This is a genomic window from Flavobacterium resistens (assembly GCF_900182645.1).
In the GTDB taxonomy this organism is placed as follows: Bacteria; Bacteroidota; Bacteroidia; order Flavobacteriales; family Flavobacteriaceae; genus Flavobacterium; species Flavobacterium resistens.
Map to the genome: position 1 here is coordinate 520,117 of NZ_FXTA01000003.1, position 24,448 is coordinate 544,564.

25 protein-coding genes are annotated in these 24,448 nt (G+C 33.2%); 12 read left to right on the forward strand and 13 right to left on the reverse strand.

The features are described from left to right. Positions 1–38: 38 nt before the first annotated feature. From FN795_RS13550 to FN795_RS13560, 3 genes are all read right to left on the reverse strand, one after another. Positions 39–1,121 carry an efflux RND transporter periplasmic adaptor subunit gene (locus FN795_RS13550; RefSeq protein ID WP_142451093.1) on the reverse strand — a complete coding sequence of 361 codons (1,083 nt, stop codon included), beginning with the start codon at positions 1,119–1,121 and terminating at the stop codon, positions 39–41. Positions 1,122–1,298: 177 nt separating this feature from the next. Next, complete coding sequence (locus FN795_RS13555; RefSeq protein ID WP_142451094.1) at positions 1,299–1,685, reverse strand: hypothetical protein; 387 nt, start codon at positions 1,683–1,685, stop codon at positions 1,299–1,301. A gap of 259 nt (positions 1,686–1,944) precedes the next feature. After that, positions 1,945–2,349, reverse strand: a complete 405-nt coding sequence (locus tag FN795_RS13560; RefSeq protein WP_142451095.1) for a GNAT family N-acetyltransferase — start codon at positions 2,347–2,349, stop codon at positions 1,945–1,947. 179 nt (positions 2,350–2,528) lie between these two features. Between FN795_RS13560 and FN795_RS13565 the strand changes: the two genes are divergently transcribed. After that, the gene (locus FN795_RS13565) at positions 2,529–3,092 is read left to right on the forward strand and encodes a porin family protein (RefSeq protein ID WP_142451096.1); all 564 of its coding nucleotides are present in this window, start codon (positions 2,529–2,531) and stop codon (positions 3,090–3,092) included. A gap of 52 nt (positions 3,093–3,144) precedes the next feature. Here the strand turns inward: FN795_RS13565 and FN795_RS13570 are convergent, their stop codons facing one another. The 5 genes from FN795_RS13570 to FN795_RS13590 all read right to left on the reverse strand — a co-directional run bounded on the left by FN795_RS13570 (position 3,145) and on the right by FN795_RS13590 (position 8,401). Beyond that, complete coding sequence (locus FN795_RS13570; RefSeq protein WP_142451097.1) at positions 3,145–3,756, reverse strand: hypothetical protein; 612 nt, start codon at positions 3,754–3,756, stop codon at positions 3,145–3,147. Between the two features lie 146 nt (positions 3,757–3,902). Next, positions 3,903–4,301, reverse strand: coding sequence for an ACT domain-containing protein (locus FN795_RS13575; protein WP_142451098.1), 399 nt, complete (start codon positions 4,299–4,301; stop codon positions 3,903–3,905). Between the two features lie 11 nt (positions 4,302–4,312). After that, on the reverse strand, positions 4,313–6,187 hold the full coding sequence (locus tag FN795_RS13580; RefSeq protein WP_142451099.1) for a M1 family metallopeptidase: 1,875 nt from the start codon (positions 6,185–6,187) through the stop codon (positions 4,313–4,315). A 244-nt stretch (positions 6,188–6,431) separates the two neighbouring features. Beyond that, on the reverse strand, positions 6,432–8,012 hold the full coding sequence (locus FN795_RS13585; protein WP_142451100.1) for an NADP-dependent glyceraldehyde-3-phosphate dehydrogenase: 1,581 nt from the start codon (positions 8,010–8,012) through the stop codon (positions 6,432–6,434). Between the two features lie 77 nt (positions 8,013–8,089). Continuing rightward, a complete protein-coding gene (locus FN795_RS13590; RefSeq protein WP_142451101.1) occupies positions 8,090–8,401 on the reverse strand; it encodes a rhodanese-like domain-containing protein in 312 nt (103 codons plus the stop codon). Between the two features lie 360 nt (positions 8,402–8,761). Between FN795_RS13590 and FN795_RS13595 the strand changes: the two genes are divergently transcribed. Beyond that, complete coding sequence (locus FN795_RS13595; protein ID WP_035647615.1) at positions 8,762–9,388, forward strand: Crp/Fnr family transcriptional regulator; 627 nt, start codon at positions 8,762–8,764, stop codon at positions 9,386–9,388. Between the two features lie 247 nt (positions 9,389–9,635). Then, positions 9,636–10,421 carry a sulfite exporter TauE/SafE family protein gene (locus FN795_RS13600; protein ID WP_142451102.1) on the forward strand — a complete coding sequence of 262 codons (786 nt, stop codon included), beginning with the start codon at positions 9,636–9,638 and terminating at the stop codon, positions 10,419–10,421. Positions 10,422–10,558: 137 nt separating this feature from the next. On the opposite strand, the gene FN795_RS13605 is transcribed toward FN795_RS13600, so the two are convergent. The 5 genes from FN795_RS13605 to FN795_RS13625 form a co-directional block, all read right to left on the reverse strand. Next, positions 10,559–11,410: a hypothetical protein gene (locus FN795_RS13605; protein ID WP_142451103.1), complete on the reverse strand. Its 852-nt coding sequence runs from the start codon at positions 11,408–11,410 to the stop codon at positions 10,559–10,561. A gap of 159 nt (positions 11,411–11,569) precedes the next feature. Beyond that, positions 11,570–12,358, reverse strand: a complete 789-nt coding sequence (locus tag FN795_RS13610; protein ID WP_142451104.1) for a DUF1444 family protein — start codon at positions 12,356–12,358, stop codon at positions 11,570–11,572. 178 nt (positions 12,359–12,536) lie between these two features. Next, positions 12,537–13,613 carry a cytochrome d ubiquinol oxidase subunit II gene (gene cydB / locus FN795_RS13615; RefSeq protein WP_142451105.1) on the reverse strand — a complete coding sequence of 359 codons (1,077 nt, stop codon included), beginning with the start codon at positions 13,611–13,613 and terminating at the stop codon, positions 12,537–12,539. Between the two features lie 2 nt (positions 13,614–13,615). After that, the gene (locus FN795_RS13620; RefSeq protein WP_142451106.1) at positions 13,616–14,962 is read right to left on the reverse strand and encodes a cytochrome ubiquinol oxidase subunit I; all 1,347 of its coding nucleotides are present in this window, start codon (positions 14,960–14,962) and stop codon (positions 13,616–13,618) included. A 209-nt stretch (positions 14,963–15,171) separates the two neighbouring features. Further along, entirely contained in the window at positions 15,172–15,762 is a 591-nt protein-coding gene (locus FN795_RS13625; protein ID WP_142451107.1) for an HD domain-containing protein, read from the reverse strand. Between the two features lie 200 nt (positions 15,763–15,962). On the opposite strand from FN795_RS13625, the gene FN795_RS13630 reads away from it, so the two are divergent. The 9 genes from FN795_RS13630 to FN795_RS13670 all read left to right on the forward strand — a co-directional run bounded on the left by FN795_RS13630 (position 15,963) and on the right by FN795_RS13670 (position 24,407). Then, a complete protein-coding gene (locus FN795_RS13630) occupies positions 15,963–17,378 on the forward strand; it encodes an MBL fold metallo-hydrolase (protein ID WP_142451108.1) in 1,416 nt (471 codons plus the stop codon). A 96-nt stretch (positions 17,379–17,474) separates the two neighbouring features. Continuing rightward, positions 17,475–18,038, forward strand: a complete 564-nt coding sequence (locus FN795_RS13635) for a YeeE/YedE family protein (protein WP_142451109.1) — start codon at positions 17,475–17,477, stop codon at positions 18,036–18,038. Between the two features lie 10 nt (positions 18,039–18,048). Continuing rightward, the gene (locus FN795_RS13640) at positions 18,049–18,528 is read left to right on the forward strand and encodes a DUF6691 family protein (protein WP_142451110.1); all 480 of its coding nucleotides are present in this window, start codon (positions 18,049–18,051) and stop codon (positions 18,526–18,528) included. 456 nt (positions 18,529–18,984) lie between these two features. After that, the gene (locus tag FN795_RS13645; protein ID WP_142451111.1) at positions 18,985–19,446 is read left to right on the forward strand and encodes a MarR family winged helix-turn-helix transcriptional regulator; all 462 of its coding nucleotides are present in this window, start codon (positions 18,985–18,987) and stop codon (positions 19,444–19,446) included. Between the two features lie 4 nt (positions 19,447–19,450). Then, positions 19,451–20,083, forward strand: a complete 633-nt coding sequence (locus FN795_RS13650) for an NAD(P)H-dependent oxidoreductase (RefSeq protein WP_142451112.1) — start codon at positions 19,451–19,453, stop codon at positions 20,081–20,083. Between the two features lie 30 nt (positions 20,084–20,113). Then, positions 20,114–20,680 (forward strand): YceI family protein, encoded by a 567-nt coding sequence (locus tag FN795_RS13655; RefSeq protein WP_035647640.1) that lies wholly within the window; start codon positions 20,114–20,116, stop codon positions 20,678–20,680. A gap of 204 nt (positions 20,681–20,884) precedes the next feature. Beyond that, positions 20,885–22,165: a hypothetical protein gene (locus FN795_RS13660; protein WP_142451113.1), complete on the forward strand. Its 1,281-nt coding sequence runs from the start codon at positions 20,885–20,887 to the stop codon at positions 22,163–22,165. A gap of 300 nt (positions 22,166–22,465) precedes the next feature. Further along, positions 22,466–23,866: an anthranilate synthase component I family protein gene (locus tag FN795_RS13665; RefSeq protein ID WP_035647642.1), complete on the forward strand. Its 1,401-nt coding sequence runs from the start codon at positions 22,466–22,468 to the stop codon at positions 23,864–23,866. 97 nt (positions 23,867–23,963) lie between these two features. Continuing rightward, positions 23,964–24,407, forward strand: a complete 444-nt coding sequence (locus tag FN795_RS13670) for a hypothetical protein (RefSeq protein ID WP_142451114.1) — start codon at positions 23,964–23,966, stop codon at positions 24,405–24,407. Positions 24,408–24,448 lie beyond the last annotated feature (41 nt).

The following is a 24,448-nucleotide window of genomic DNA, read 5'->3' on the forward strand; positions in this document are numbered from 1 at the left end:
TCAAGTTTCATGAAACTTGAAACTTTCAAACAAAATCCTTATTCTGCTTTTACGCGCAAATGTTTCATTACCTCTTGAGGAGCTTGGTATTCATATTTAATTTTGTCGTTTTCTTTTACTTTCTGAACGCCTTCAAGCAAAATTTTATCATTTTCAGAAAGTCCGCTTTTTACAACATACAAATCAGGAACTTCACCTGTAATTGTAATTTCTCTTGAAGTAACTTTATTGTTCTTATCAACAATAAAAACATACTTTTTGTCCTGAATTTCGTAAGTCGCTTTTTGTGGAATTACAATAGCATTTTTAAGAGGCAAATACATTTGAACTTGTCCAGTTTCGCCATTTCTAAGTAATTTTTCAGTGTTTGGGAATCTTGCTCTAAAAGCGATATTTCCTGTTTCATTGTTAAATTCACTTTCAATTACTTCAACATTTCCTTTATGTTTGAAGGTTTCGCCGTTAGCTAAAACCAAGTTTACTTTAGTTTCTGCACGGTCCTGAACATCAGTTTGATACTGAAGATATTCTGGCTCAGTAACATTGAAGTAAGCAAACATTTGACTATTGTCTGAAAGGCTTGTTAATAATTCGCCTTCGTCAATAAGACTTCCTAGTTTTAATGGAATACGGTCAATTGTTCCGTCAAACGGAGCTCTGATTTCTGTGAATGATAAATGAAGTTTTGCTAATGAAACCTCAGCTTTTGCTGATTGCAGTTTAGCCTGGGCAACACTCAATTCGTTTTTAGAAACGATGTTTTTATCTGCTAAAAGTTTAGCATTCTGCAATTCAATTTCAGTTGATTTTTGTTCTGCTTGCGCTTTTAGCAATTCTGCCTGATACATATTCGGCATAATTCTGAATAGCAATTGACCCGCTTTTACAAACTGTCCTTCGTCAACATAAATGTTTTGCAAAAACCCTTTTTCCTGAGCGCGGATTTCGATATTTCGTACAGATTTAATCTGCGAAACATATTCTTTAGTAAATGAAGTATCAATTTTTACCGGATTTGTTACCGTAAAAGTTTCCACTTCTTCTTTTTCTTCTTTTTTAGTTGTACAACTAGTTAGGCACACAAAGGCAATTAAGCCTGTGAACAAAATAATTCTTTTCATGATTTAGTTTGGAAATTAAGCGATTGAATGCTTGGAATACAATGATTCCTTTAGATGAAAAAATGCATCAGGCACCAGTAACTCATAATCTCACTTTCAACAAGAAGAGGTAGAAAAAAAATATACATCAACAAGATTGTAGGATTACAGCTGAGGTAACCGATGTATATTGGTAAATCAAATTCTTAATACTCTCTGAGTAATGTAAATAGGATTTGAATGCGCAAGAAAGGGCGCATAAATTTTAAAACGATTTGATTCATTTGTTGCAGATTGATCTGAAAAAGATAAATACCAGTTATCAAGTAAACTGTAATTAACTGCAAAAAGTTTCGTTGTAAGTCCATCATTGACATCATCACTTCCAAGTAAATCTTCTTCCAAATCAACATCTGCTGCATCTTCAATAACTGAAGTGCCTCTTTCCTGATTAGTGAATTTTACACGGTGCTTTTTTTCAAAGGTATGATGGTGAGAAAATCCAAAAGTACTTGCATTAAGATTTTGGCCTCCGCCTAGCAGAAGCAAATTCATGAATACTAAAAATACTATTAACTTTCTCATTTCGGTGCGAAAGTAATAAAAGATTACAATAAAAAAAATAAAATAAGAAAGTCTTAACATGTCGGTAATAAACGAAAACGTTTTCATTTTTTTTCGCTATTTATTCCATAATTAAACTGATGGTTTTATATCAAAATTGCAGTCAATTGAAATTTGAAGGTCTTGTTTGTTTGAAAAATCAAAAAGAAGCTCCCGTAAATTAATAAAAACACAAATATTTGACAATCTATATTTTATTCCTCAATTTGGATCCAATTTTCTACAGCAAAATTTCCATAATAGTAAATTCCTGGCCTTCTTTAGAGAAAGTTTTTTGTGTATCGATCATTCCGAATTTTTCGTAAAATGACTTTTTATTTGTACGTGCATTACACCAGATTTTAGCTATATTTCTCTCTTTGGCCAGCTTAAATATATGCTTTAGTAATTCTGAAGCGATTCCTTTTCCTTGAAATTCTTCCAGAGTTGCAAGTTTTCTGAACTGCATTTCATCTTCAGAAAAAAAACAAGAAACAATAGAAACCAATTTCTCATCTTCAAAAGCACCAAAATGAAATCCACCTTCATCTTCCTTTAATTGAACAAATTCAAAAGGCTGATCTGGCCACATTACTTTATGGCGAATTTGCCAAGTTTGCGAAGGCTCAATTGCTGCAATTTTCATTTTAAAAAATATTTAGTCTTTTGTCAAATTTACAGCATTTATTATTTTTTATTCTTCCAAACAGCACAAAACAACATAAGCCTCATTATCAAAAAGATAACTCAAAATAAATCAGAAAAATCATTCCATTTAAATTAAATATAAGTAAATTTATGGGATCAAAATAAATAAAACCGGTTATGAAAAAATTCTTTCTTGCGACATTCTTATGTATTTGTGCGAATGGATTTGCACAGTTTATACAATTTGGCCCCCAGTTTTCAACCAATATTACCTCTGTCATTACTGATAATTTCAGCTCAAAAAGTGCAGGAACTGATTATGGTTTCGCCGGTTTTGCCCGAGTAAATCTGGCTCTTTTTTATGCTCAGGGCGAATTTGGCTATTCCCAATCTAAGTTTACTGTTTCACAAACAGGAATTGGGGAAACCGAGTATGAGTTGGGCGGAACGGACGCTACCCTAATTGCTGGTTTAAAACTTGTACCATTAGGAAAACTAGGAAATGTTAGGCTTTTTATTGGCTACAACTGGAAAAACTTCTCTGATATTAAGGCCAACAACAATCTGAATTATATTGCTTTTGAACGAAATAACAGTAGTTTCTTAGGCGGAGTTGGAGTTGATTTATGGCGATTCACCGTAGATTACAGATATCTTGCCGGATTAACCGATCTTGATCCTTCTGGAAGAAGTATTAAAACAGGAATTTCGAATTTTTCGGTCGGATTTAAATTCTTATAAAAACTTAAATTAGCGAGCATAAAAAAGGGAATCAAATTAGATTCCCTTTTTATTATTTTATTTTGACAAAAAACGCTTCTTCATTATCGCTCGTAATTTTTTCAACTCCAGTTTCTGTTTTTTTAGCAACATTAATGACACGCAACACATTTGTTTCTTTATTTAACAAACAACTCCAGATTGTTCCGTCAGAAAGAATAATATCTGAAAATGCAGCATCAGATGCGTCTTTGTTGTAATATTTTAAATCTTCCGCTTTAATCATTTTTTTGATTTGCGTTTTTTTATCCATTTCATAAAACAAAATCTTTTCTTCGCTTATTTCAACTATTTCCTCGATTTCATTTTTTTCAATATTGTCTGTCTGTACCCAAGTAGGTTTGTCTCCTGTCATTTTCCAAGTACCAACAATATGACTTAAAGCTTCATCCCGCAAAATAGTCTTTAAAGCATCTACCTTTTTTATAGACTCTTTGCCCAATTCATTTTCTGGTTTAAGTTTAGATGCAATAGAAAATAAATCTAGTGCATTTTTGAAATCTGCTTTTTTATAATAGGAAACAGCCAGATCGTATTTATTTTTCTGAAACTTGATTTTAGCATCCGTTTGCGCCATATTTTTTATTGAAAAGAGCATAAAAACAAGAATAGAATAATTTTTCATTGGTTTGGGGTTTGTTTTTTAAAGTTTCCGCAAACTTAGTTAATTAATTATTCAAACAATTACGGTTTTCCACAATAATTAGCATAAAAAAACTGCTTCAAAAATGAAGCAGTTTTATATGAATATTTTAAAAATGAAATAAAAATTTATTCCTGATTTGAAAATGATTTTAGAATTTTCATTGCTTTTTCCGTATCCTTTTTATCAACAAAAATATGATCGTGATAAAATGCGGCAACTACATTACAGCTTATATTATGTTCTGTAAGCGCTTTAGAAAAAGCGGCAGTCAAACCAACAGCTTCTAGTGAAGAATGTACAGTAAGTGTAATCCAAGACATTACAATCGAATAATCCAGATTTAATTTTGATGCAATTTCTTCTTTCAAAATCAGCGTTATGGCTTCTTCCTCTCTAAAAATCATATCAATTTCATTTAAATCCAATCCTTCTAGTTTTTCTACTTTGCAAAAAACATAGTCACCCAATTTATGTTTGGGTTTCATTGTTTTAAGTAACTTTTGAAGGTCTTTTTCTCCAGACATTTCTTCTTTTATTATTGTTTATTCAACCAAAAATTATTTGTTGGCGATGCATCCATAAAAATACCACCATCAATAGTAATCTGTTTAATTTCTTTCTTGCTTTTAAGAGAAATTACTGCTGATTTTTGATTTTTCTCCCAAACAGCTGGTGTTTGATGTACAGTTTCAGCTGAATTATCAGTATAAACCACTACTAAATCAAACGGAACGGCAAAACCTCCTACGTTTTCAATTGAAACTTTATTTTTGTCCACATTCTTAACCGAAAGGTCAATATAATTATTAGTGAAAAACCAATTGTTAAAGAACCAATTCAGATTTTTTCCTGTTGCCGAATTAATTGAATTGAAATAATCCCATGGAATTGGATGTTTTCCGTTCCAATTATCCATATACGCATGCAATGCTTTTTTGAATAAATCATCACCAAGCAAATCTTTCAAAGCAATATAAGAAAGAGAAGCTTTTCCATAAGAATTATTTCCGTAACCTGCATCAGATACCTGAGATGACATTGAAATAATTGGCTGATCTTCTTCTGTTGACGCATCATTAATATAGTTTTTTACTCTAAATTCTTTATAGAATTTATCAGCTGCTTCTTTTCCGTGTTCCGCAATTCCAATCAAATATTCAAAAGTTGTTGCCCAACCTTCATCCATAAAAGCATAACGCGTTTCGTTGATTCCCATGTAAAAAGGAAAATAAGTATGTGCTACTTCATGATCCTGAACTAATTGTGCAAATTTAGGATCACCCATTTGTGAATCGTTACACATCATTGGATATTCCATATCAGCAAATCCCTGAAAAGCTGTCATCTTAGAAAATGGGTATGGAACTCCCGGCCAATTGTTCGAAAAGAAATCTAAAGCATATTGATTATTTTTTACCGAAGCCACAAAATCAGTTCCTTTTACATCATACGCAGCCTGAACACTTGCACGTCTGTTTGTTTTTTTGTCAACTACAACACTGCTAGCATCCCATAAATAATGATCGCTTAAACCAAAACAAACATCTGAAATGTGCTTAGCCTCAAATTTCCAGACATTCCAGTCGTTTTGTTTTGTAACTAATCCAGATTTCATTTCTTGCTCATTTGCAATGTGCAAAATTTCATCTGAAACATATGATTTTTTCAAACGAGCAGCAAATTCTGGTTGTAAAACCTCATCTGGATTCAGTAAATCTCCAGTCGCATACACCACATAATTTTTTGGTGCTTTTACAGAATAAGTATAATCATTAAAATCATTATAAAACTCCTGACGGTCTGTATGCGGCAATCTGTCCCATTTGTTGTAATCATCAAAAACAGAAACACGCGGATAACTGTAAGCTACAAAAAATGTAGTTTCATCAATTTGTCCTTCTCTCCCGCTTTCTTTTGACAAAGGATAATTCCAGTCAATATTAATAGTTGTTGTGGAATGAGGCGGAATAGGTTTTTTCATTCTTACCACTCCAACTGTTCCCCATTTTCTGCCGTCTTCTTTGTAAACTTCGCCAGCAATTTTTAATGAAGTAATTGTTAATCCGTCACTTAAAAAATCTTGGCTAACGACACCGCTTCTTGGCGAAGATGGTTTATGAAGGTTATTCACAAATCGAATTGGCAAGTTTTTCAATGTATCGTTGCTGTTATTTGTATATTCAATCGTTTCTGTTCCGCTTACTATTTTTGTTTTGGCGTCAACGGTAATTTCCATTGTATATTTTCCGTGATTTTGCCAATAGTTTTTACCAGGTTTTCCGTCCATTGAACGCGTACCTTTTGCGTAAGCTTCTTTTATATTTCTAGGCATGTAAAGTTCCTGCGCAAAGCTGTTTTGCGCAAAAAATGCCAAAGCAATCAATAATAATTGCAATGATTTTTTTCTCATAAATGTTTTAAGATTTTGATGATTTTAATTCGCTATAATATTAGTGGATATTTTTAACTTATTGTTACAATAGCGTTATAAAATTTTAAAGTTACAAGTTATAGGTTTCAGGTTTATCAGATTGATCGAAAAGAATTAAACCTTAGCACCTCAGAACCTTAGTCCCTCAGTACCTTTCAAAAAAAAACCGTCTTTTTCAAAAAAGAAAAAGACGGAACCTACAATTAATATATAACTCTGATGACTACAAAATATAATCGGTATTAATGAAGTTTGATTCTTTGCTGTTCAGCAATTCCTGCAAAATTTCATTGTTGTAATCGATATCTTTTGAAGCTACAAACGTACGTATTGAAAAAGAACGCAAAGCATCTGGAATACTTAATGTTCCTACAGCAGAATCTTTACGTCCTGTAAATGGGAACGCATCTGGTCCTCTTTGACATGAACTGTTTAAATTAACTCTGCAAACTAAATTCACCAAAGCATCAATAAGTGGTGCCAAAGTTTTAATATCTTTTCCAAACAAACTCACTTGCTGACCATAATTTGATTCGGCCATATCTTCAAGAGGTTCATTGATATCTTTAAAAGAAATAATTGGAACCACTGGACCAAATTGTTCTTCATGATATACTCTCATTTCTTTATTTACCGGATATAAAACGGCTGGAAAAATGAAATTTTCTGTATGTTTTCCTCCTTTTTCATTGATAATGCTTGCACCTTTATGTTTTGCATCATCAATTAATCCTTGAATGTAAGCTGGTTTGTCTGTTTCGGGAAGTGGCGTTAATGAAGCTCCTTTATCCCAAGGATTTCCAAATCCTAAACTGTCTACTTTTTCAGCGAAACGTTTGTTGAATTCTTCTCTGATTGATTCGTGAACATATAGGACTTTTAAAGCTGTACAACGTTGACCGTTAAAAGATAAAGTTCCCGCGATACATTCCTGAATAGCCAAATCTAAATCGGCATCTGGAAGAATAATTGCTGGATTTTTGGCTTCCAAACCTAAAATCAAACGAAGTCTGTTTTTATTTGGATGTTGATCCTGTAAAGCAATCGCCGATTTACTGTTTCCAATTAATGCCAAAACATCAATTTTTCCCGATTTCATAATTGGCGAAGCTACTTCTCTTCCGCGTCCGTAAACGATATTGATAACACCTTTTGGAAAACTGCTTTTAAAAGCTTCTAATAAAGGCGAAATACATAAAACCCCATGTTTTGCAGGTTTGAAGATTACAGCATTACCCATAATCAACGCCGGAATCAATAATGAAAAAGTTTCGTTTAACGGATAGTTGTATGGTCCAAGACACAAAACAACTCCAAGAGGTCCGCGGCGAATCATTGCGTTTACACCTTGTACTTTTTCAAAATGCGAACTACGTCCGTTTAATTCTTTATAACTGGCAATCGTATCATAAATATACTCAACCGTTCTGTCAAATTCTTTTTGCGAATCGCCAAGGTTTTTTCCAATTTCCCACATTAAAAGTTTCACCACTTCTTCACGGGTTTCTTTCATTTGCTTGACAAAATTCTCCATACATTTAATACGGTCAGCTACTTTCATAGTTGGCCATAAACCTTGTCCTTTGTCATAAGCAGCATTTGCAGCTTCTACTACTTCGGCAGCTTCTTTTTCAGCCATGAAAGGAATCGATCCTAATAATGTTGGAGTGTATTTTTCAGTTGATGAAATCGTCGAAAATACTGGTGTTGTTTGCCCTGTCCATTTTTTCAATTCTCCATTTACAAGATAGGTATCTTGATTTATCAGGTTTTTAATCTGATATTCTTCGGGTATAAAACTCATAATCTGGTAATTTATAGTTTGGTTATTAATAGCATTTTAAAACAAAAAAAGAGGCTTTTATGCGCCTCTTCTTCCTTTTATGGTTGTATGGTGTCGCCTTCCCAGTCTAGTATACCACCAAGTAAATTATAGGCATTATTGATACCTAATTCATTCATGATTTGGCATGCTTTTGCACTTCTGGCGCCAGAGCGGCAATACACATAATAATTTTTGTTTTTATCTAATTCTTCAATTTCATAAATAAAAGCCTGACCTTTATTGATATCAATGTTTAAAGCATTTTCAATATAGCCATCATTAAATTCGTCCTCAGTTCTTACATCAAGTATAACTGCATTTTCGTCAGCGTTTAACTGAGCAACCCAATCTTCTTGTGATAAATTCATAGTAATATGTGTTTTTGTAAAATTACGACGTTTCTATTAATTAAAAACGTACCAAATGCGATTTCGATTATTATTCTCAGAAAACGTTTTAGAGAAAGGATTATAATCAGTGATTTACAAATTTACTTACTATTTTTAAAAATTCACTCTACAAAATCGATAGAAAATAGGATTTATTCATTTACACAAAATGCATCTTATTTATAATTTTCCGACAAACAATGCCAGCCGAATCTATTATCTTTGTAAAGAATTACAATTTTTAATCCGATTTTGATAAAATTACTCGCTACACATTTGACAAATTCTCACGAAGTAATTGATATAAATCTGTAAAATTAGTGGCAAAAAAACGTTACAATGCAGCACTCCATAAAAAACAACTTTCCAAATTTTTCCAGCGAACTTGTCGCTACTATTGAAGAAAACGGAACTGAGCAAAGTTTTGAAGCCGGAACCATTTTAATGCGCACCGGCCAATACATTAAAAATACCGTTTTGATTCTAAAAGGAAAAATCAAAATTTACCGCGAAGGTGAAGATGGAGGCGAATTTTTGATGTATTATTTACAGCCTGGACAAGCCTGTGCCATTTCGATGATTTGTACTGCCAAAAGCGAAAAAAGCCAAATTATGGCCAAAGTTGTTGAAGATGTGACTGTCATGATGATTCCGCTACAATTGATGGATAAATGGATGATGGAACACCGCTCTTGGTATGAATTTGTAATTGAAACCTACAGAAGCCGTTTTGAAGAAGTCTTAGAAGTAGTCGACAATATTGCTTTTCGATCGATGGATGAACGTTTGGAATTTTATTTAAAAAGACATTCTGATGCTTGCGGCTGTGCTGAGGTTAAACTTTCACATCAGGAAATCGCAACCGAATTGAATACTTCCCGAGAAGTCGTTTCCCGATTATTAAAAAAAATGGAACAAAGAGGTTTGGTCAAACTCAACCGAAATCAGATTGAATTACTGAAATGATATTGACCACAGATTATACTGATTAAATAGATTGCCACAGATTAATTATTAAAAGTGTGTCAGGCTGAGCGAAGTCGAAGCCCGCAAGCATTTCGACTCCGCTCAATGTGACAAGCTTAAATTAATTTAAAATCGGTACAAACCTCTTTAATCTGTAAAATCCGTAGGCCAAAAAAAAGATTCTTCTGTGATAAATGTTACTGTAGGTTTCTAATTTCCGAAGCAACTTTGCATCAAAATAAATGCAATGGAATATTTAGGCTATTTTGCTTCAATCATAATCGGGATTTCGCTGGGACTAATTGGTGGTGGCGGTTCCATTTTGACTATTCCAATTTTAGTGTATTTGTTTAAAGTAAATCCAGAACAGGCTACTTCTTATTCTTTATTTATTGTTGGAATGACAGCACTTTCCGGAAGTTATAGCCATTATAAAATGGGGAATTTGAAACTAAAATCGGCGCTGTATTTTGCAATTCCTTCTGTGATTTCCATTTTAATTATTCGCGAAGTTATTTTTCCGCAGATTGCTTCTACCCTGTTTTCAATCGCTTCTTATTCGGTTTCGAAAGATTTTCTGATTATGATTGTCTTTTCAATTTTGATGATAACGGCAGCCATTTCGATGATTCAAAAACCTCAACCTGAACTTAAAAGTACCGAAACAAATTATCCACAATTAAGTTTAATTGGTTTTATTGTCGGAATTGTAACGGGATTTCTTGGCGCTGGCGGTGGATTCTTAATTATTCCGGCATTATTGTTTTTTGCCAAATTACCAATGAAACAAGCCGTTGGAACTTCTCTCTTAATTATCACAATAAATTCCTCAATAGGTTTTGCAGGTGATTTATACATTGGAACACCAATTAATTATACTTTCTTATTAAGCGTTTCTGCAATGGCATTAATCGGAATGTTAATTGGAAGCCAGCTTTCTAAAAAAATTGACGGAGCAAAATTAAAACCGCTTTTTGGCTGGTTTGTTCTCGTAATGGGATTTTATATTATTACAAAAGAGGTTTTATTCTAGAATTTACAGCATCACACAGACTCAACAAATTTGTGTAGATTTTTAAATATTTTCAATTTAGTTCACTTGTAAAAGTAATCTTTGTCAAAGTTTTATACTTTGACAAAGGTGAAACTAAAAAAGGTTTCTTTCACTATTTAAAGATCATATTTCCATTTTTTATTTTCCTTATCAAACTCCACACGCACATAGCGAATGTATTTTACAGGAACTTTAGTTGTTACATGTTTTTTTTGTTCCCAGTCTTTAACCTGACTAAATAAATGGATAGCCTCTATTTCAAACTCATTTAGTGGTCGCTTACTTTTCACACTAAAACTCTTCATTAATCCAAAAACAGGATCATTTACAAAATCCGGTTCCGAATAATCCATATCCAATCCTGTAAAAATCGAAATCAATTTTCCTTTTTCATCTATATACAATGCCAGTACTGCATATGTTTTTTCATAATCTTTAACCTTTCCATTTCTAAAAACCGAATCTATATCAGTTATGGGCTTAGTGTAATTAAATTCACTTCGCACATCAACGTTATCATTATATATGTAATCCTGCAAATTAAAACGATTTCCGCTGTCTAGAATTTTTTGCGTATATGCATCAATCCCTCTTCCTCCAATAAATTCCGAGTTAGAACACATACTACTAAAACCTAGCTTTCCATTATTTTCTTGAGCAAAAACCAACCATTCCTGATATTGATATTCCTCTGTATAACAAGAACTCCATCTCGCATTTTCTTTCTTATAATAAGATGTAAAAGACAATTCTTTCGGAATTTTACCTTTTTTATAACTCTCAATTACTTTAAACTTGATCGTATAAGTTGCAGAATCCTTGCTAAAGATTTTAGAAGTAATTATTCCTTTAAATACATATTTTGAAGAATAAAATTCTAAAATTGTTTTTGGCGTATCACAATCACAGGCAGAAACTTTAATACAGCCAAATAAGAAAAAGAAGAAAGAAAGTATTTTGGTTTTCATGAATTTATAATTTTCCGAAATAATCTAATTTGTTTTATGGGCGTTTTCGCCGCGACGAACAGGCTATCCGCTATATCTTTTCCTTGTTAAAGAAGCAAGAAAAAGGATACCGCTTCTATCCCTAACGCAGACTTGAGTAAATTGAAGTTTTTCATTCAACTATAATTGCAAAACTTCAAATTTTCCATTTTTAAACTCGAAAATTTTATCTGAAACAATATGATCTCCTGTTTCATTTATATTTTGCACCGAATCATAAAGGCGATGTAAATTTTCAGAATCTTTACTTCCTGTAATTAACAACAAATCTCTCGACGGAATTCCGATAACAAAACTACCATCTACCAAAAAATTTTCATGATTCCATATATCAAGTAAAATTAAACTTGACTCATAATTTCCTCCAACTGTCAACATAAAATATCCATTTTCTCCATGGCGCTTCATTTCGAAATTATTTGAAAGATTTTCAATTGCTTTTCTTCTTAAATTATCAATTGAGAAATTAATTTCTTCTAAATCATCTTTCGAAAGATAATGAATTGAATTCTCTCTGTCTTCAACATAAAAAACAATTAATTCCTCATTATAAAATTCATAAATATGATTCTTTTCAAAATCAGCATTTATATCTTCTAAACTTTTTATAAATCTTCTATCCTTAATAACTGGTAAAATTTTTTCCGCATCTAGAAGTTCTTTTGGTAAAAACATTGAAGACAAACCATTCACATATTTTTCGATAATCCTTTTAATAAATTTTGGATCATTTACATATTCTGAATAAGCATTATTTAAAAAATGCTGATGTTCACCTTCATTAAATTCACTTTTAACCTCAAGCTCATTTATTGAAATAATTTTTAAACCTTTATTATTTTTAATTAATTGCTTAGCAAATTTCGCCGCAAAATCTCCTTCCGAAAGAAGTCTTTTTCTAAAAAACATATATTTTGATTTTTTGTCAATTGCCTCCAGCTAAAACTGGAGATAAACAAATCTATATAAATAAAAGACTTTAGCCAAACTTTACGTTTTTGGCTAAAGTACAATTCAAAATAAAACAAAAACCTCCAGTTAAAACTGGAGGCAATTAGTATAATTCGTGAATTCGTGGCTAAAAAAATCAATGTTCCCCATACCCAACATCATCCATTTTTCCACTAAAAACACGATATTGAATAATAAAATAAACAATCACGAGAAACAAAGCCACAAAAAACCAGCTCAATCCAGCATTCAATCCATATTCATGAGCGGCAGTGTTGTAAATCGTTAACGACGGATTTACATTATTAGTCGAAGGCAAGACATTCGGAAAAATTGAAACCGCTGTTGAAGCAAATCCACCAAGTAGAAATAAGGTTGAGAAAATAAATCCGTGACCGTCTTTTTTGAAAGAACGGACTTTAAATAATCCAGCAATTCCAACGAATGTCATTAGAGGAAAAAACCAAAGAATCGGATTTTCAATAAAATTATGAAATGGTTTTGGCTCAATAAAATGCCAAATTCCCAGAGAAATAAAAACCAAAACAAGCAAAACAAAGTTCAGTTTAAAAACTACATTTTTAAGTTTTGGATTCAACGAAGAATTCGTTTTATAAATAATCCAGTTCGCACCATGAATCGTTAAAGCGACAACACTTACAATTCCCAGGAAAAGCGTAAACCAATCAATAATTCCCAATTCATTAGCTTGCGGACTAAAAGTTGGATTCCACAAAGGCAGAAAGAAAAAATGAGGTTCTTGTGTCGAAACGCCATTTTGAACCATTCCGAGGTTTACTCCGCGAACAATATTTCCTAAAGCAATTCCGAAGAAAAGCGCCAAAAGCAAACTCGCAATTCCGAATGCTTTATCCCAAATCGCTTCCCACATATGATTATGCACTTGTCCGCGCATTTCCAATCCGATCGCGCGGAAAATCAGAAGCCACAAAATCATAATCAAAGGCAGATAAAATCCGCTGAAAGAAGATGCATATAATGTCGGAAAAGCAAAGAATAAAACTCCTCCGGCTGCAATCAACCAAACTTCATTAGCATCCCAAAATGGACCAATTGAATTTGTAATTACTTTTTTATCTCTTTCAGTATCGGCAAAAAATAAATGAATAATTCCTGCTCCAAAATCATAGCCGTCTAAAACCAGATAAACAGCCAAAATTCCCATTAAAACTACGTACCAAAAAAATTCCATACTTATATTTTTTCTGTTGAAAGTTCCACATGATGAGGTCCTTTATTGATAATTTTTCCAATTAAAAGCAAAAACAACATTCCGAGCAAAAGATATAAACCAATAAATCCAAGCAATGTAAATAAGGTATTCCCGGAAGAAACCGTTGGCGAAGCGCCCGATGCTGTTCGCAATAAATTATAAACCAGCCACGGCTGCCTTCCTAATTCGGCCGTGTACCAACCTGTTGTGTTGGCGATGTACGGAAACGGCATCATGAACATCAAAGACCATAAAATCCATTTGGTTTCAAATAATTTTCCTCTTATTAATTGGAAAAGAGACAATATCATCAAACCGATAAAAACCGTTCCTAACCCAACCATAATATGATAAGCGTAATATAATCCTGAAATATTAGTTGGATGCAGGTTTTCTTCAAACTGATCTAAACCTTTTATTTCCTGATTCCAATTCCCGTAAGTCAGGAAACTTAAAATATTTGGAACTGCAATTTTATTGTCCAACTTTTTGTCTTTTACATCGGGCTGACCGATTAAAACAATTTCAGAACCTTTTTTCTCAGTATGAAAAATCCCTTCCATTCCGGCAAAAGTTACGGGTTGGTATTTCACTACATTTTTTGCCAATAAATCTCCTGTTGGAACTGCAACTACGATACTAGAAATCAATCCGAAGATAACTCCAGTTTTTAGGAACAATTTTCCAAAAGAAACATTCTTTTTACTTAAAATATAAAAAGCGCCAATTCCGGCAACAACAAAAGAACTCGTTACCAACGAAGCAGCCTGATTGTGCAGATAAGAAGGCCAAAGCCAAGGATTTAAAAATAAGGCCTGAAAATTATTGAGAACAAATTTTCCATTTTCGAGAATTTCATAACCAACTGGATTCTGCATCCACGAATGTGTTGCGATGATTAAAAATCCGCTGGCCCAAGAGCCAATCATGATTAATAATCCGGTTACAAAATGCCATTTATGTCCGAGGAGTTTTTCCCCAAATAAAAATATTCCTAAGAAAGAAGATTCGAGAAAGAAAGAAAACATTCCTTCCATTGCGAGGGTTTGCCCGATAATTCCGCCGGTTAACTCTGAGAATTTAGCCCAATTCGTTCCAAATTGAAATTCCATCGGGATTCCGGTTACCACGCCCATTGCAAAATTGAGGGCAAAAATCTTCATCCAAAAATGGGTGGCGTGATTGTATTGTTCGTCTTTAGTTTTGAGATATTTCCACTTGAAGTAAACGATGATGAGCGAAAGCCCCATTGTAAGTTGTGGAAAAAGATAATGAAAAGTAATCGTGAAAGCGAATTGCATTCGGTCGTAAAAGAGCATTTCTTCCATAAGTAGTATTTGTTTTATGAAGTTCAACAAATTTAACCATTAGAACCCGAAATGTCACTCTTAAAAAAAAGTTTATCGCCTGAGATTTGTTAAACTTTTCAACAATTTGAAAGGTAGAAATAACACTTATGTTTAATTCGGATGCCCACAAAATTTGTCATTCCGAGGAATGACAAGATTGTGTATAGATATTTGCGGGCTATGTTTGATTATTTCTTCAAAATCCCTTTTTCAACGCTTTCATTAATCAAACCTTCTGCGTAATTCCAAATCGATTCTGAACCTTCTTTAATGATACTTTTCTTTTCATAAACTTTATCATACTTCACACCAAACTCTTTCCATGTTCCGCCATTGTTAGAAGTATTTTGTAATAAAGGTTCTAATCTGTCCATCGATCTTGCAAATTTAGCTTCGTTGGTTTCTCCGGCTTCAAATTCTTCCCAAATAGCAATAAAATCTTCCGCTTGTTTTTTCGGAAGTAAACCAAAAATTCGATTTGCTGCCAACCGTTCTTCATCTGTATTATCGTGACTTTTTACCGTATCATAAATAAAAACATCTCCGGCATCAATTTCAACAATATCATGAATCAAAACCATTTTTACGACTTTCAAAACATCAATCTGCTCATTTGAATGTTCAGACAAAACAATTGCCATTAAAGCTAAATGCCAGCTGTGTTCAGCATCATTTTCACATCTGTCGCTGTTAAAAAGCTTAGTTTTTCGTTGAATGTATTTTACTTTATCAATTTCTTTTATAAAAGCGATTTGATCTAATAAGTCTTTTGTATTCATTTTATTTTGTTTTGAAATGATATTCATCATATGCAAAATTAAAGCTTAAAGCGTAATTGCTCAAGTTTAAATTACTTAAATAACTCATATGATGAAAATTCACTTCTTTTTGCGCAGAAATCAAATTTCTGTAACATTAGTCACTTATTTTAACGAAAAACAAACTTACCTTTGTGAACCAAATTTTAGATTTGCAAATCATGAAAATTGAACAAATTTACACCGGATGCCTTGCGCAAGGTGCGTACTATATTACTTCAAATGGCGAAGCGGCCATTATTGATCCGCTTAGAGAAACACAGCCTTACTTAGATCGTTTAGAACGTGACGAAGTAACGCTGAAATATATTTTTGAAACACATTTCCACGCCGATTTTGTTTCCGGACATGTTGATTTAAGCAAAGAAACTGGAGCGCCGATTGTTTACGGACCAAATGCTGCCTGCGAATTTGACTGCATTTCTGCAAAAGACGGACAAGAATTCAAACTTGGAAAAGTTACCATCAAAGTTTTGCATACTCCTGGACACACTATGGAAAGCACTACTTTTTTGCTAATTGACGAAAACGGAAAAGATCATGCGATTTTCTCTGGCGATACTTTATTTATCGGCGATGTTGGTCGTCCGGATTTAGCTCAAAAAGCTGCGGGAATGACGCAAGATCAGTTGGCTGGAATTTTATTTCATTCGTTGAGAGATAAAATTATGACTTTGGCTGATGATGTAATCGTTTATCCTGCGCACGGTGCAGGAAGCGCTTGCGGAAAAAACATGAGTAAAGAAACGGTTTCTACAATCGGGAATCAGAAAGCTACAAATTATGCTTTGCGAGCTAATATGACCGAAGAAGAATTCATCAAAGAAGTTACGGACGGATTATTACCTCCTCCAGCCTATTTCAGTATGAATGTAGCCATGAACAAACAAGGTTACGAAAGCTTTGAAACGGTTTTACACAACGGAATGAAAGCGATAAAAGCAGCAGATTTTGAAGTGATAGCAGAAGAAACCGGAGCACTGATTTTGGATACAAGAAGCGCTGCCGATTTTAGCAAAGGTTTTATTCCTCAGTCTATTAATATCGGAATTAATGGTGATTTTGCTCCATGGGTTGGTACTTTAATTGCCAATGTTAAACAACCTATCGTTTTGGTTACTACAGTTGGAATGGAAGAAGAAACCGTGACACGTTTAAGTCGTGTAGGTTTTGATACCATAATCGGACATTTAGAAGGTGGTTTTGAAGCGTGGCAAAAAGCAGGTTTCGAAACAGATTCTGTAAACCGAATTACAGCTGAGCAATTTGCAAATGAAGTAGACATTCAAAAAGACAAAATAATTGACATTCGTAAAGAAACAGAATACGAAGCTGAACATATTGAAGATGCATACAGCAAACCATTAGCTTATATTAATGACTGGGTGAAAGATATTAACCCGAATGAGCATTTTTATTTGCATTGTGCAGGTGGCTACAGAAGTATGATTGCCGCTTCGATTTTACAAGCGAGAGGTTTCAGAAATTTCTCTGAAGTGGAAGGCGGTTTTGGAGCGATTTCAAAAACGAATGTTCCAAAATCAGATTTTGTTTGTCAAAGTAAAGTATTAAAATAATTAAAGAAGCTAAGCTACTAAGATGCTAAGGGGCTAAGTTTTTTTGCCTTTGAACTTAGTAGCTTAGCTTCTTAGCAACTTAGAACCTTAAAAAATATGCTAGAAATCATAAAAGAACCTTGGCCTTGGTACGTTGCAGGTCCGCTAATTGGATTAACTGTTCCTATTTTATTAATTATCGGGAATAAATCTTTCGGGATTAGTTCGTCATTGCGTCATATTTGTGCGATGTGTATTCCTTCTAATATTCCGTTTTTTAAATACGACTGGAAAAAAGAAAGCTGGAATTTATTTTTTGTTCTCGGAATATTTCTTGGCGGTGCTATTGCAGCCTATTTTCTATCTAATCCAAATGCGGTTGTAATTACTCCGGAACTTTCTGAACAATTATCAGGTTACGGAATCACAGATCATACAGGTCTAGTTCCTGCACAATTATTTTCGTGGGAAAGCTTATTAACACTTCGCGGATTTATCATGATTGTAGTAGGCGGATTTTTAGTTGGCTTCGGAACGCGTTATGCAGGAGGTTGTACAAGCGGACATGCGATTATGGGATTATCAAATTTACAATGGCCTTCATTAGTAGCTACAATCTGTTTTATGATTGGTGGTTTTGTAATGGCACTTTTGATTTTACCTTATATTCTTTCACTTTAAAATTTCAAAAATGAATAATTTAGAAAACAAAAATACAGACGGCGAAGGAATTAACGCAAGCCAAAAAAAAGAAAACGCATTTGGCAATATTAAATATTTAATCGTCGGGATCTTTTTCGGAATTGTTTTCGTAAAAGCTGAAATCATTAGCTGGTTCCGTATTCAGGAGATGTTTCATTTGCAATCTTTCTTTATGTATGGTGTAATCGGAAGTGCGGTTGCTGTTGGAGTAATCTCAGTATTTCTGATTAAAAAGTTCAACATCAAAACCCTTCAGGGCGAAAAAATCGAAATCCAACCAAAGACTTTCAACAAAGGTCAAATCTATGGCGGATTAATATTTGGTTTTGGATGGGCGATTACCGGAGCTTGTCCGGGTCCGCTTTTTGCTCAAATTGGAACTGGAGCGACTGTAATAGTTGTTACTTTAGTAAGTGCAATTGCAGGAACTTGGGTTTATGGTTTGATTAAAGACAAACTTCCTCATTAATATTCCTACCTTATTATATATAGAGTATATCAAACCCGACAGTTTTAAAAAAAAATGGCGGGTTTTCTCTTTCGTACCCTCGCGTGAGGGATAGAAGCTATCCGCCGCGGCGGAGCGTATAGCCCGACAGTATTTAAGAAAAGGCCTCATGAACGCAAAGTATAGTAGGCCTTTTTTTAAATACTGGCACGCCCTGATGATCAAAATTTACATTCTGTTAAAGCCAATTATTCGAACTAATACAAACTTAAACGTATCTTTATCAAAGCTTTAAGATCTTTAACAGAGATAATTGGTCGATTTTTAAAAAATAATATTAATTTTATACTAATTATATAGGCTTTATCAAGTTCTGATTTTTAGCATTATTTCAATTAACAAAAATTTAACACCACATTTGTATATACAAATATTAAAAGTTATACATTTGTATATACAAATTATACACTTACGACTATGACAATTGAAGAGGTTATTAAGAGTACAGTTAAGATGGATAATGCGAAAAAAGTTATTCTGAATATCATGTACACACAGAATGTGATTCAGGATCATTTCAACGAGTTGATAAAACCGTATGACTTGTCTGGAGAACAATATAATGTGCTGCGTATATTAAGAGGACAAAAAGGAAATCCTGCTAATATGTGCGTGATACAGGAACGCATGTTAGCTAAAACGAGTAATACAACCCGATTAGTTGATAAATTATTGCTGAAAGAATTCGTAACAAGAAATGTTTGTCCGGACAATCGACGCAAAATTGAGGTTTTGATTACTCAGAAAGGATTAGATGTTTTAAAAGAATTAGACCCAAAGGTAGATGAGCACGAGCGCGTATTTGCCCAGAATATAAGCCCAGAAGAATTAGAATTATTAAACAACTTATTAGAAAAATACCGAACCCAACAAAATTAATATTATGAGCACATTAGTAAACAATTTAAACTGGAGATACGCAACTAAGAAATATGATGCGACTAAAAAAGTATCTGCAGAAGATTTGAATACATTAAAAGAAGCGGTTAGATTAGCAGCTTCTTCATACGGATTACAACCTTATAAAGTTGTTATTGTTGAAAATCCAGAAATTAGAGAAAAATTAAAAGCGGCAGCTTGGGGACAAACTCAACTTACAGATGCTTCTCAAATATTTGTATTTGCAAATGACTTAAACGCTGGTCCAGAATCTGTGGCAGCTTACATTAAAAACATTAGCGAAACAAGAGGCGTTCCTACTGAAGCTTTAGGCGGATTTGCAGATATGATGAATGGTGTAATTTCAAACCTTTCACAAGATGCTAAAAATATCTGGACAGCAAAACAAACTTATATCGCTTTAGGAACTTTACTTGCTGCTGCAGCCGAACTAAAAATCGATGCAACTCCAATGGAAGGTTTCAATGCAGCACAATTCAATGAAATCTTAGGTTTCGATAAATTAGGCTTAAATGCTTCTGTTATCGCTGCTGTAGGTTACAGACATGATGAGGACGACGCTCAGCATTACAAAAAAGTTAGAAAATCTTACGAAGAATTATTTATCACTCTATAATTATTATTAATCAAATTCAATTTTAACAACATGAAAAATTTAAAAACAATTGCAATAGCATTATTCGTAGCAGCGGCTAGTATTTCAGTAAATGCTCAAACTAAAAAAATCGACGTAAAAGCGTCTTCTATCAAATGGGTAGGTAAAAAAGTAACTGGAGAGCACTCTGGAACTGTAAACTTCAAAGAAGGAGCTGTAGTTTTCAAAGGAAAAAAATTAGTTGGTGGAAGCTTCACTGTTGATATGACTTCTTTAACTTCTACTGATTTAACTGGAGAATACCAAGGAAAATTAAACGGTCACTTAAAAGCTGACGATTTCTTCGGAACTGATAAATTCCCAACTTCAAAATTAGTTTTCAAAACTATTGGTGCTAAAGCAACTGACGTTTATACTGTAACTGCTGATTTAACTATCAAAGGAATCACTAAACCAGTAACTTTTGATATCACAGTAAAAGGAAACACTGCTACAACTGCTTTCAAAGTTGACAGAACTAAATATGACATTAAATACGGATCAGGAAGTTTCTTCGAAGGTTTAGGAGACAAAACTATCAATGACGAATTTGAATTAACTGTAGCTTTAAAATTCTAATTTTAAGACTTACTAATTCATACATAAAAAGTAACCCCAATAGTTTATTCTATTGGGGTTTTCTTTTATAATCAGTTTTCAAAAAGATAACGTTCTTAATATTAAAATAACGCTTTCATAATAACTATAGCCGAATTGATTAACATTCGGGCTCTAATTTTGAAGAAATTAAAAAATCAAAAACTAGAAATTAAAATTATAGTTATGAAAACAAAACTACAAATTGCTGCTCTTGCCCTTTTGAGCACTTTTTTTCTTCAAGCACAACAACAAACAAAAGGAATTATTGGAACAACAAACTGGATGAACAACTGGACCAATTTTAAACCTGCTGCCAACGAATATAACGAAGCTACAAATATAATTGCCGGAACAATAGAGAAAGATTTAAAGTTACTGAAACGAAACACTTATCAATTAGTTGGTGTTGTTTATGTTACGAACAATGCAACGCTAAGCATCGAACCCGGAACTGTAATTCGTGGAGATGATAAAACTTGCGGAACATTAGTTATTACAAATGGAGCAAAAATTATTGCCGATGGTTTAGAAACTGATCCAATTGTTTTTACATCAAACAAAGAAAAGACCGAAAGAAAACCAGGAGACTGGGGCGGTATTATAATTTTAGGAAAAGCGCCAATTAATACTTTAGGAGGACTTCATACCTTACCTTTTGATCTTGAACCATTACTAAATCATTACGGAGGACAAGATGCAGAAGATAATTCGGGAATTTTAAAATATGTACGAATTGAATATGCCGGAAGAAAATTAAGTTCATTGAAAGAGCTAAACGGACTTTCATTAGCTGGCGTTGGAAGAAAAACGGTTTTAAATAATATCCAGATCAGTTTCTCAAATGATGATTCTTTTGAATGTTATGGCGGAGATTTAAATATGAACAATTTAATCTCATACCGAACTACAGATGATGATTTTGATTTTACTCAAGGCGCACAAATCAATATCAGCAATAGTATTGCTATTCGTCATCCATTTTCATCAGATATTTCAGGATCAAGATGCTTCGAAGTAGATTCATACGACAAAATTGGAAATACTGATATGAGCAAAAAAATGACTAAAATAAATGCTTCAAACATCACTTTGGTCAATCTTGAAGAAAACAATCAAGGATTAGTTCGTGAATCTGTTTATGTTAGAGAAAATACTTTTTTTAATCTGTCAAATAGTATTGTTTCAGGCTTTTCTCCATTTGTTTTGTTGGAAGGAAATATTGGAAATGGAGACGAAAATTTATCAAAAATTACCTTCAAAAACATAATTGCGAACAATTGTAATGGTGGTATTACAAGCGAATCTTCAGCAAGTGATCCTGTTATTCAAAACTTTTATAATAAGCCAGGTAGCGGATTAGAATATACAAATGTTAAAAATACAGAGTTATTTACAATGCCAAACATTAAAGGAAGTCCAGATTTTAGAGCAAACGTAAATAACACGCTGGCTATTGGAAACTAAGGCTTTAAAGCAATAATAAATTTTAAAATTTAACAAAATTTCAAAATTAGAAAAGATTTTTTTGAAATTTTATGTCTTTTAATTCAAATTACCTTTATATCTTTGTGATATCAAAATAAGGAAATGAAAACATTAATGAACAATACTTGGTGGTGGAAGAATTTACGTCAAACGTCGTGAACGAAGCTTCCTATGGTATTTTCAAAACTATAAATCTAAAAGGCTTGTCATCACGACAAGCCTTTTTTTTTGGTCACAACTTTAGCATAAAAAATATTAAAAACTAAAAAACAACATACTTTGAAACCTTTTATACTTAATACACATTACAAGCAAATTCTGGCAGACACGATTACGCCGGTAAGCATCTATTTTAAAATAAGAGATAAATTTCCGAATAGTTTATTATTGGAAAGTAGTGATTATCATGGAAATGACAACAGTTTCTCGTACATCTGCTGCAACCCGATTGCAACAATTAAGATCGAAAATGAAGTTATTTCAAAAACTTTCCCAGATGGAACTTCGGAACAAATTAAAATTGATTCTAAGACAAATATTCCAGAAGTAATTCAGGATTTTTCAAATCAGTTTAAATCGGAGAAAAACGATTTTAAATTCATCAACAACGGATTATTCGGATACATTTCGTACGATGCTGTTCGTTATTTTGAAAAAGTTTCAATTGCAAAAAAAGATGACGCAACTTCAATTCCAGATGTATTTTATGCAGTTTATCAAAATATCATTGCAATTAATCACTTCAAAAACGAAGCTTATATTTTCTGCCATAGCGTTGATGGAAGAAATAACATTTCTGAAATTGAACAACTTTTACAATCCAGAAATATTGCTTTATACAAATTCACCAAAGAAGGCGAAGGTTTCTCTAACCTAACCGATGAAGAATTCAAGCACAATGTGGCTTTAGCCAAAAAACATTGTTTTAGAGGAGACGTTTTTCAATTAGTTCTTTCCCGTCGTTTTACGCAAGGATTCAAAGGTGACGAGTTCAATGTTTACAGAGCTTTAAGAAGTATTAATCCATCTCCTTACCTATTCTTTTTTGATTATGGAGATTTCAAAATATTTGGTTCTTCACCTGAAGCACAAATTATTGTAAAAAACAGAAAAGCCGAAATTCACCCAATTGCAGGAACTTTCAAAAGAACTGGAAACGACGAACGTGATGCGCTTTTGGCTAAAGAACTTTCTGAAGATAAAAAAGAAAATAGCGAACACGTAATGCTGGTTGATTTGGCAAGAAATGATTTAAGCCGAAACGGACACGATGTGAATGTAGAAAAATATAGAGAAGTTCAGTTTTTCTCTCACGTAATTCATTTAGTTTCAAAAGTGACGGGTTATTTACACGATAAAGCAACAACAATGCAGGTAGTTGCCGATACCTTTCCAGCTGGAACTTTGAGCGGTGCGCCAAAACACAGAGCAATGCAGTTGATAGAAGATTACGAAAAAACAAATCGTAATTTCTATGGAGGAGCAATCGGTGTAATGGATTTTGACGGAAATTTTAATCACGCGATTATGATCCGAACTTTCCTTTCTAAAAATCATCAATTGCATTGTCAGGCCGGCGCCGGAATCGTAGCAAGTTCTGATGAAGAAAGCGAAATGCAGGAAGTTTATAACAAATTAAGAGCGTTGAATACAGCCTTAGAAATGGCAGAACAAATATAGGTTTCTTTGTTTCAGGTTTAAAGTTTCAAGTTGTTGGAACATGAAACCTGAAACCTGAAACTTGAAACCTGAAACAAAAAACTAAAACCCACAAACTATGAAAAAAGCAGCATCAATTTTAATTTTAATCATTTGCATGACATCTTGTAATTCTGAAAAAAAACACAATCCAATTGAAGGAACCTGGCGTTTAATATCAGCTGAAACGACAGAGAAAGATTCAACTTTTTCGACTTTCAATCCAAAGACAAAAATGATTAAAATTATAAATGAGACGCATTTCGCTTTTTTCAATCATGATTTAGTAAACGGAAAAGATTCAACAAATGCGGTATTTTTTGGCGGAGGCGGAAAATATACATTGAAAGACAGTGTTTACACTGAAAATCTGGAATATTTCAATAACCGTCAATGGGAAAATGGAAAATTTGAGTTTGTGGTAAAAGTTAAAAACGACACCTTAACTCAAAAAGGAGTAGAAAAAGTAGAAAAATTAGGGATTGACCGTATCATTACTGAAAAGTACGTTCGAGAAAAATAGAAAATTTAGTTTCAAGTTTCAGGTTTCAAGTTGGTTGGAAC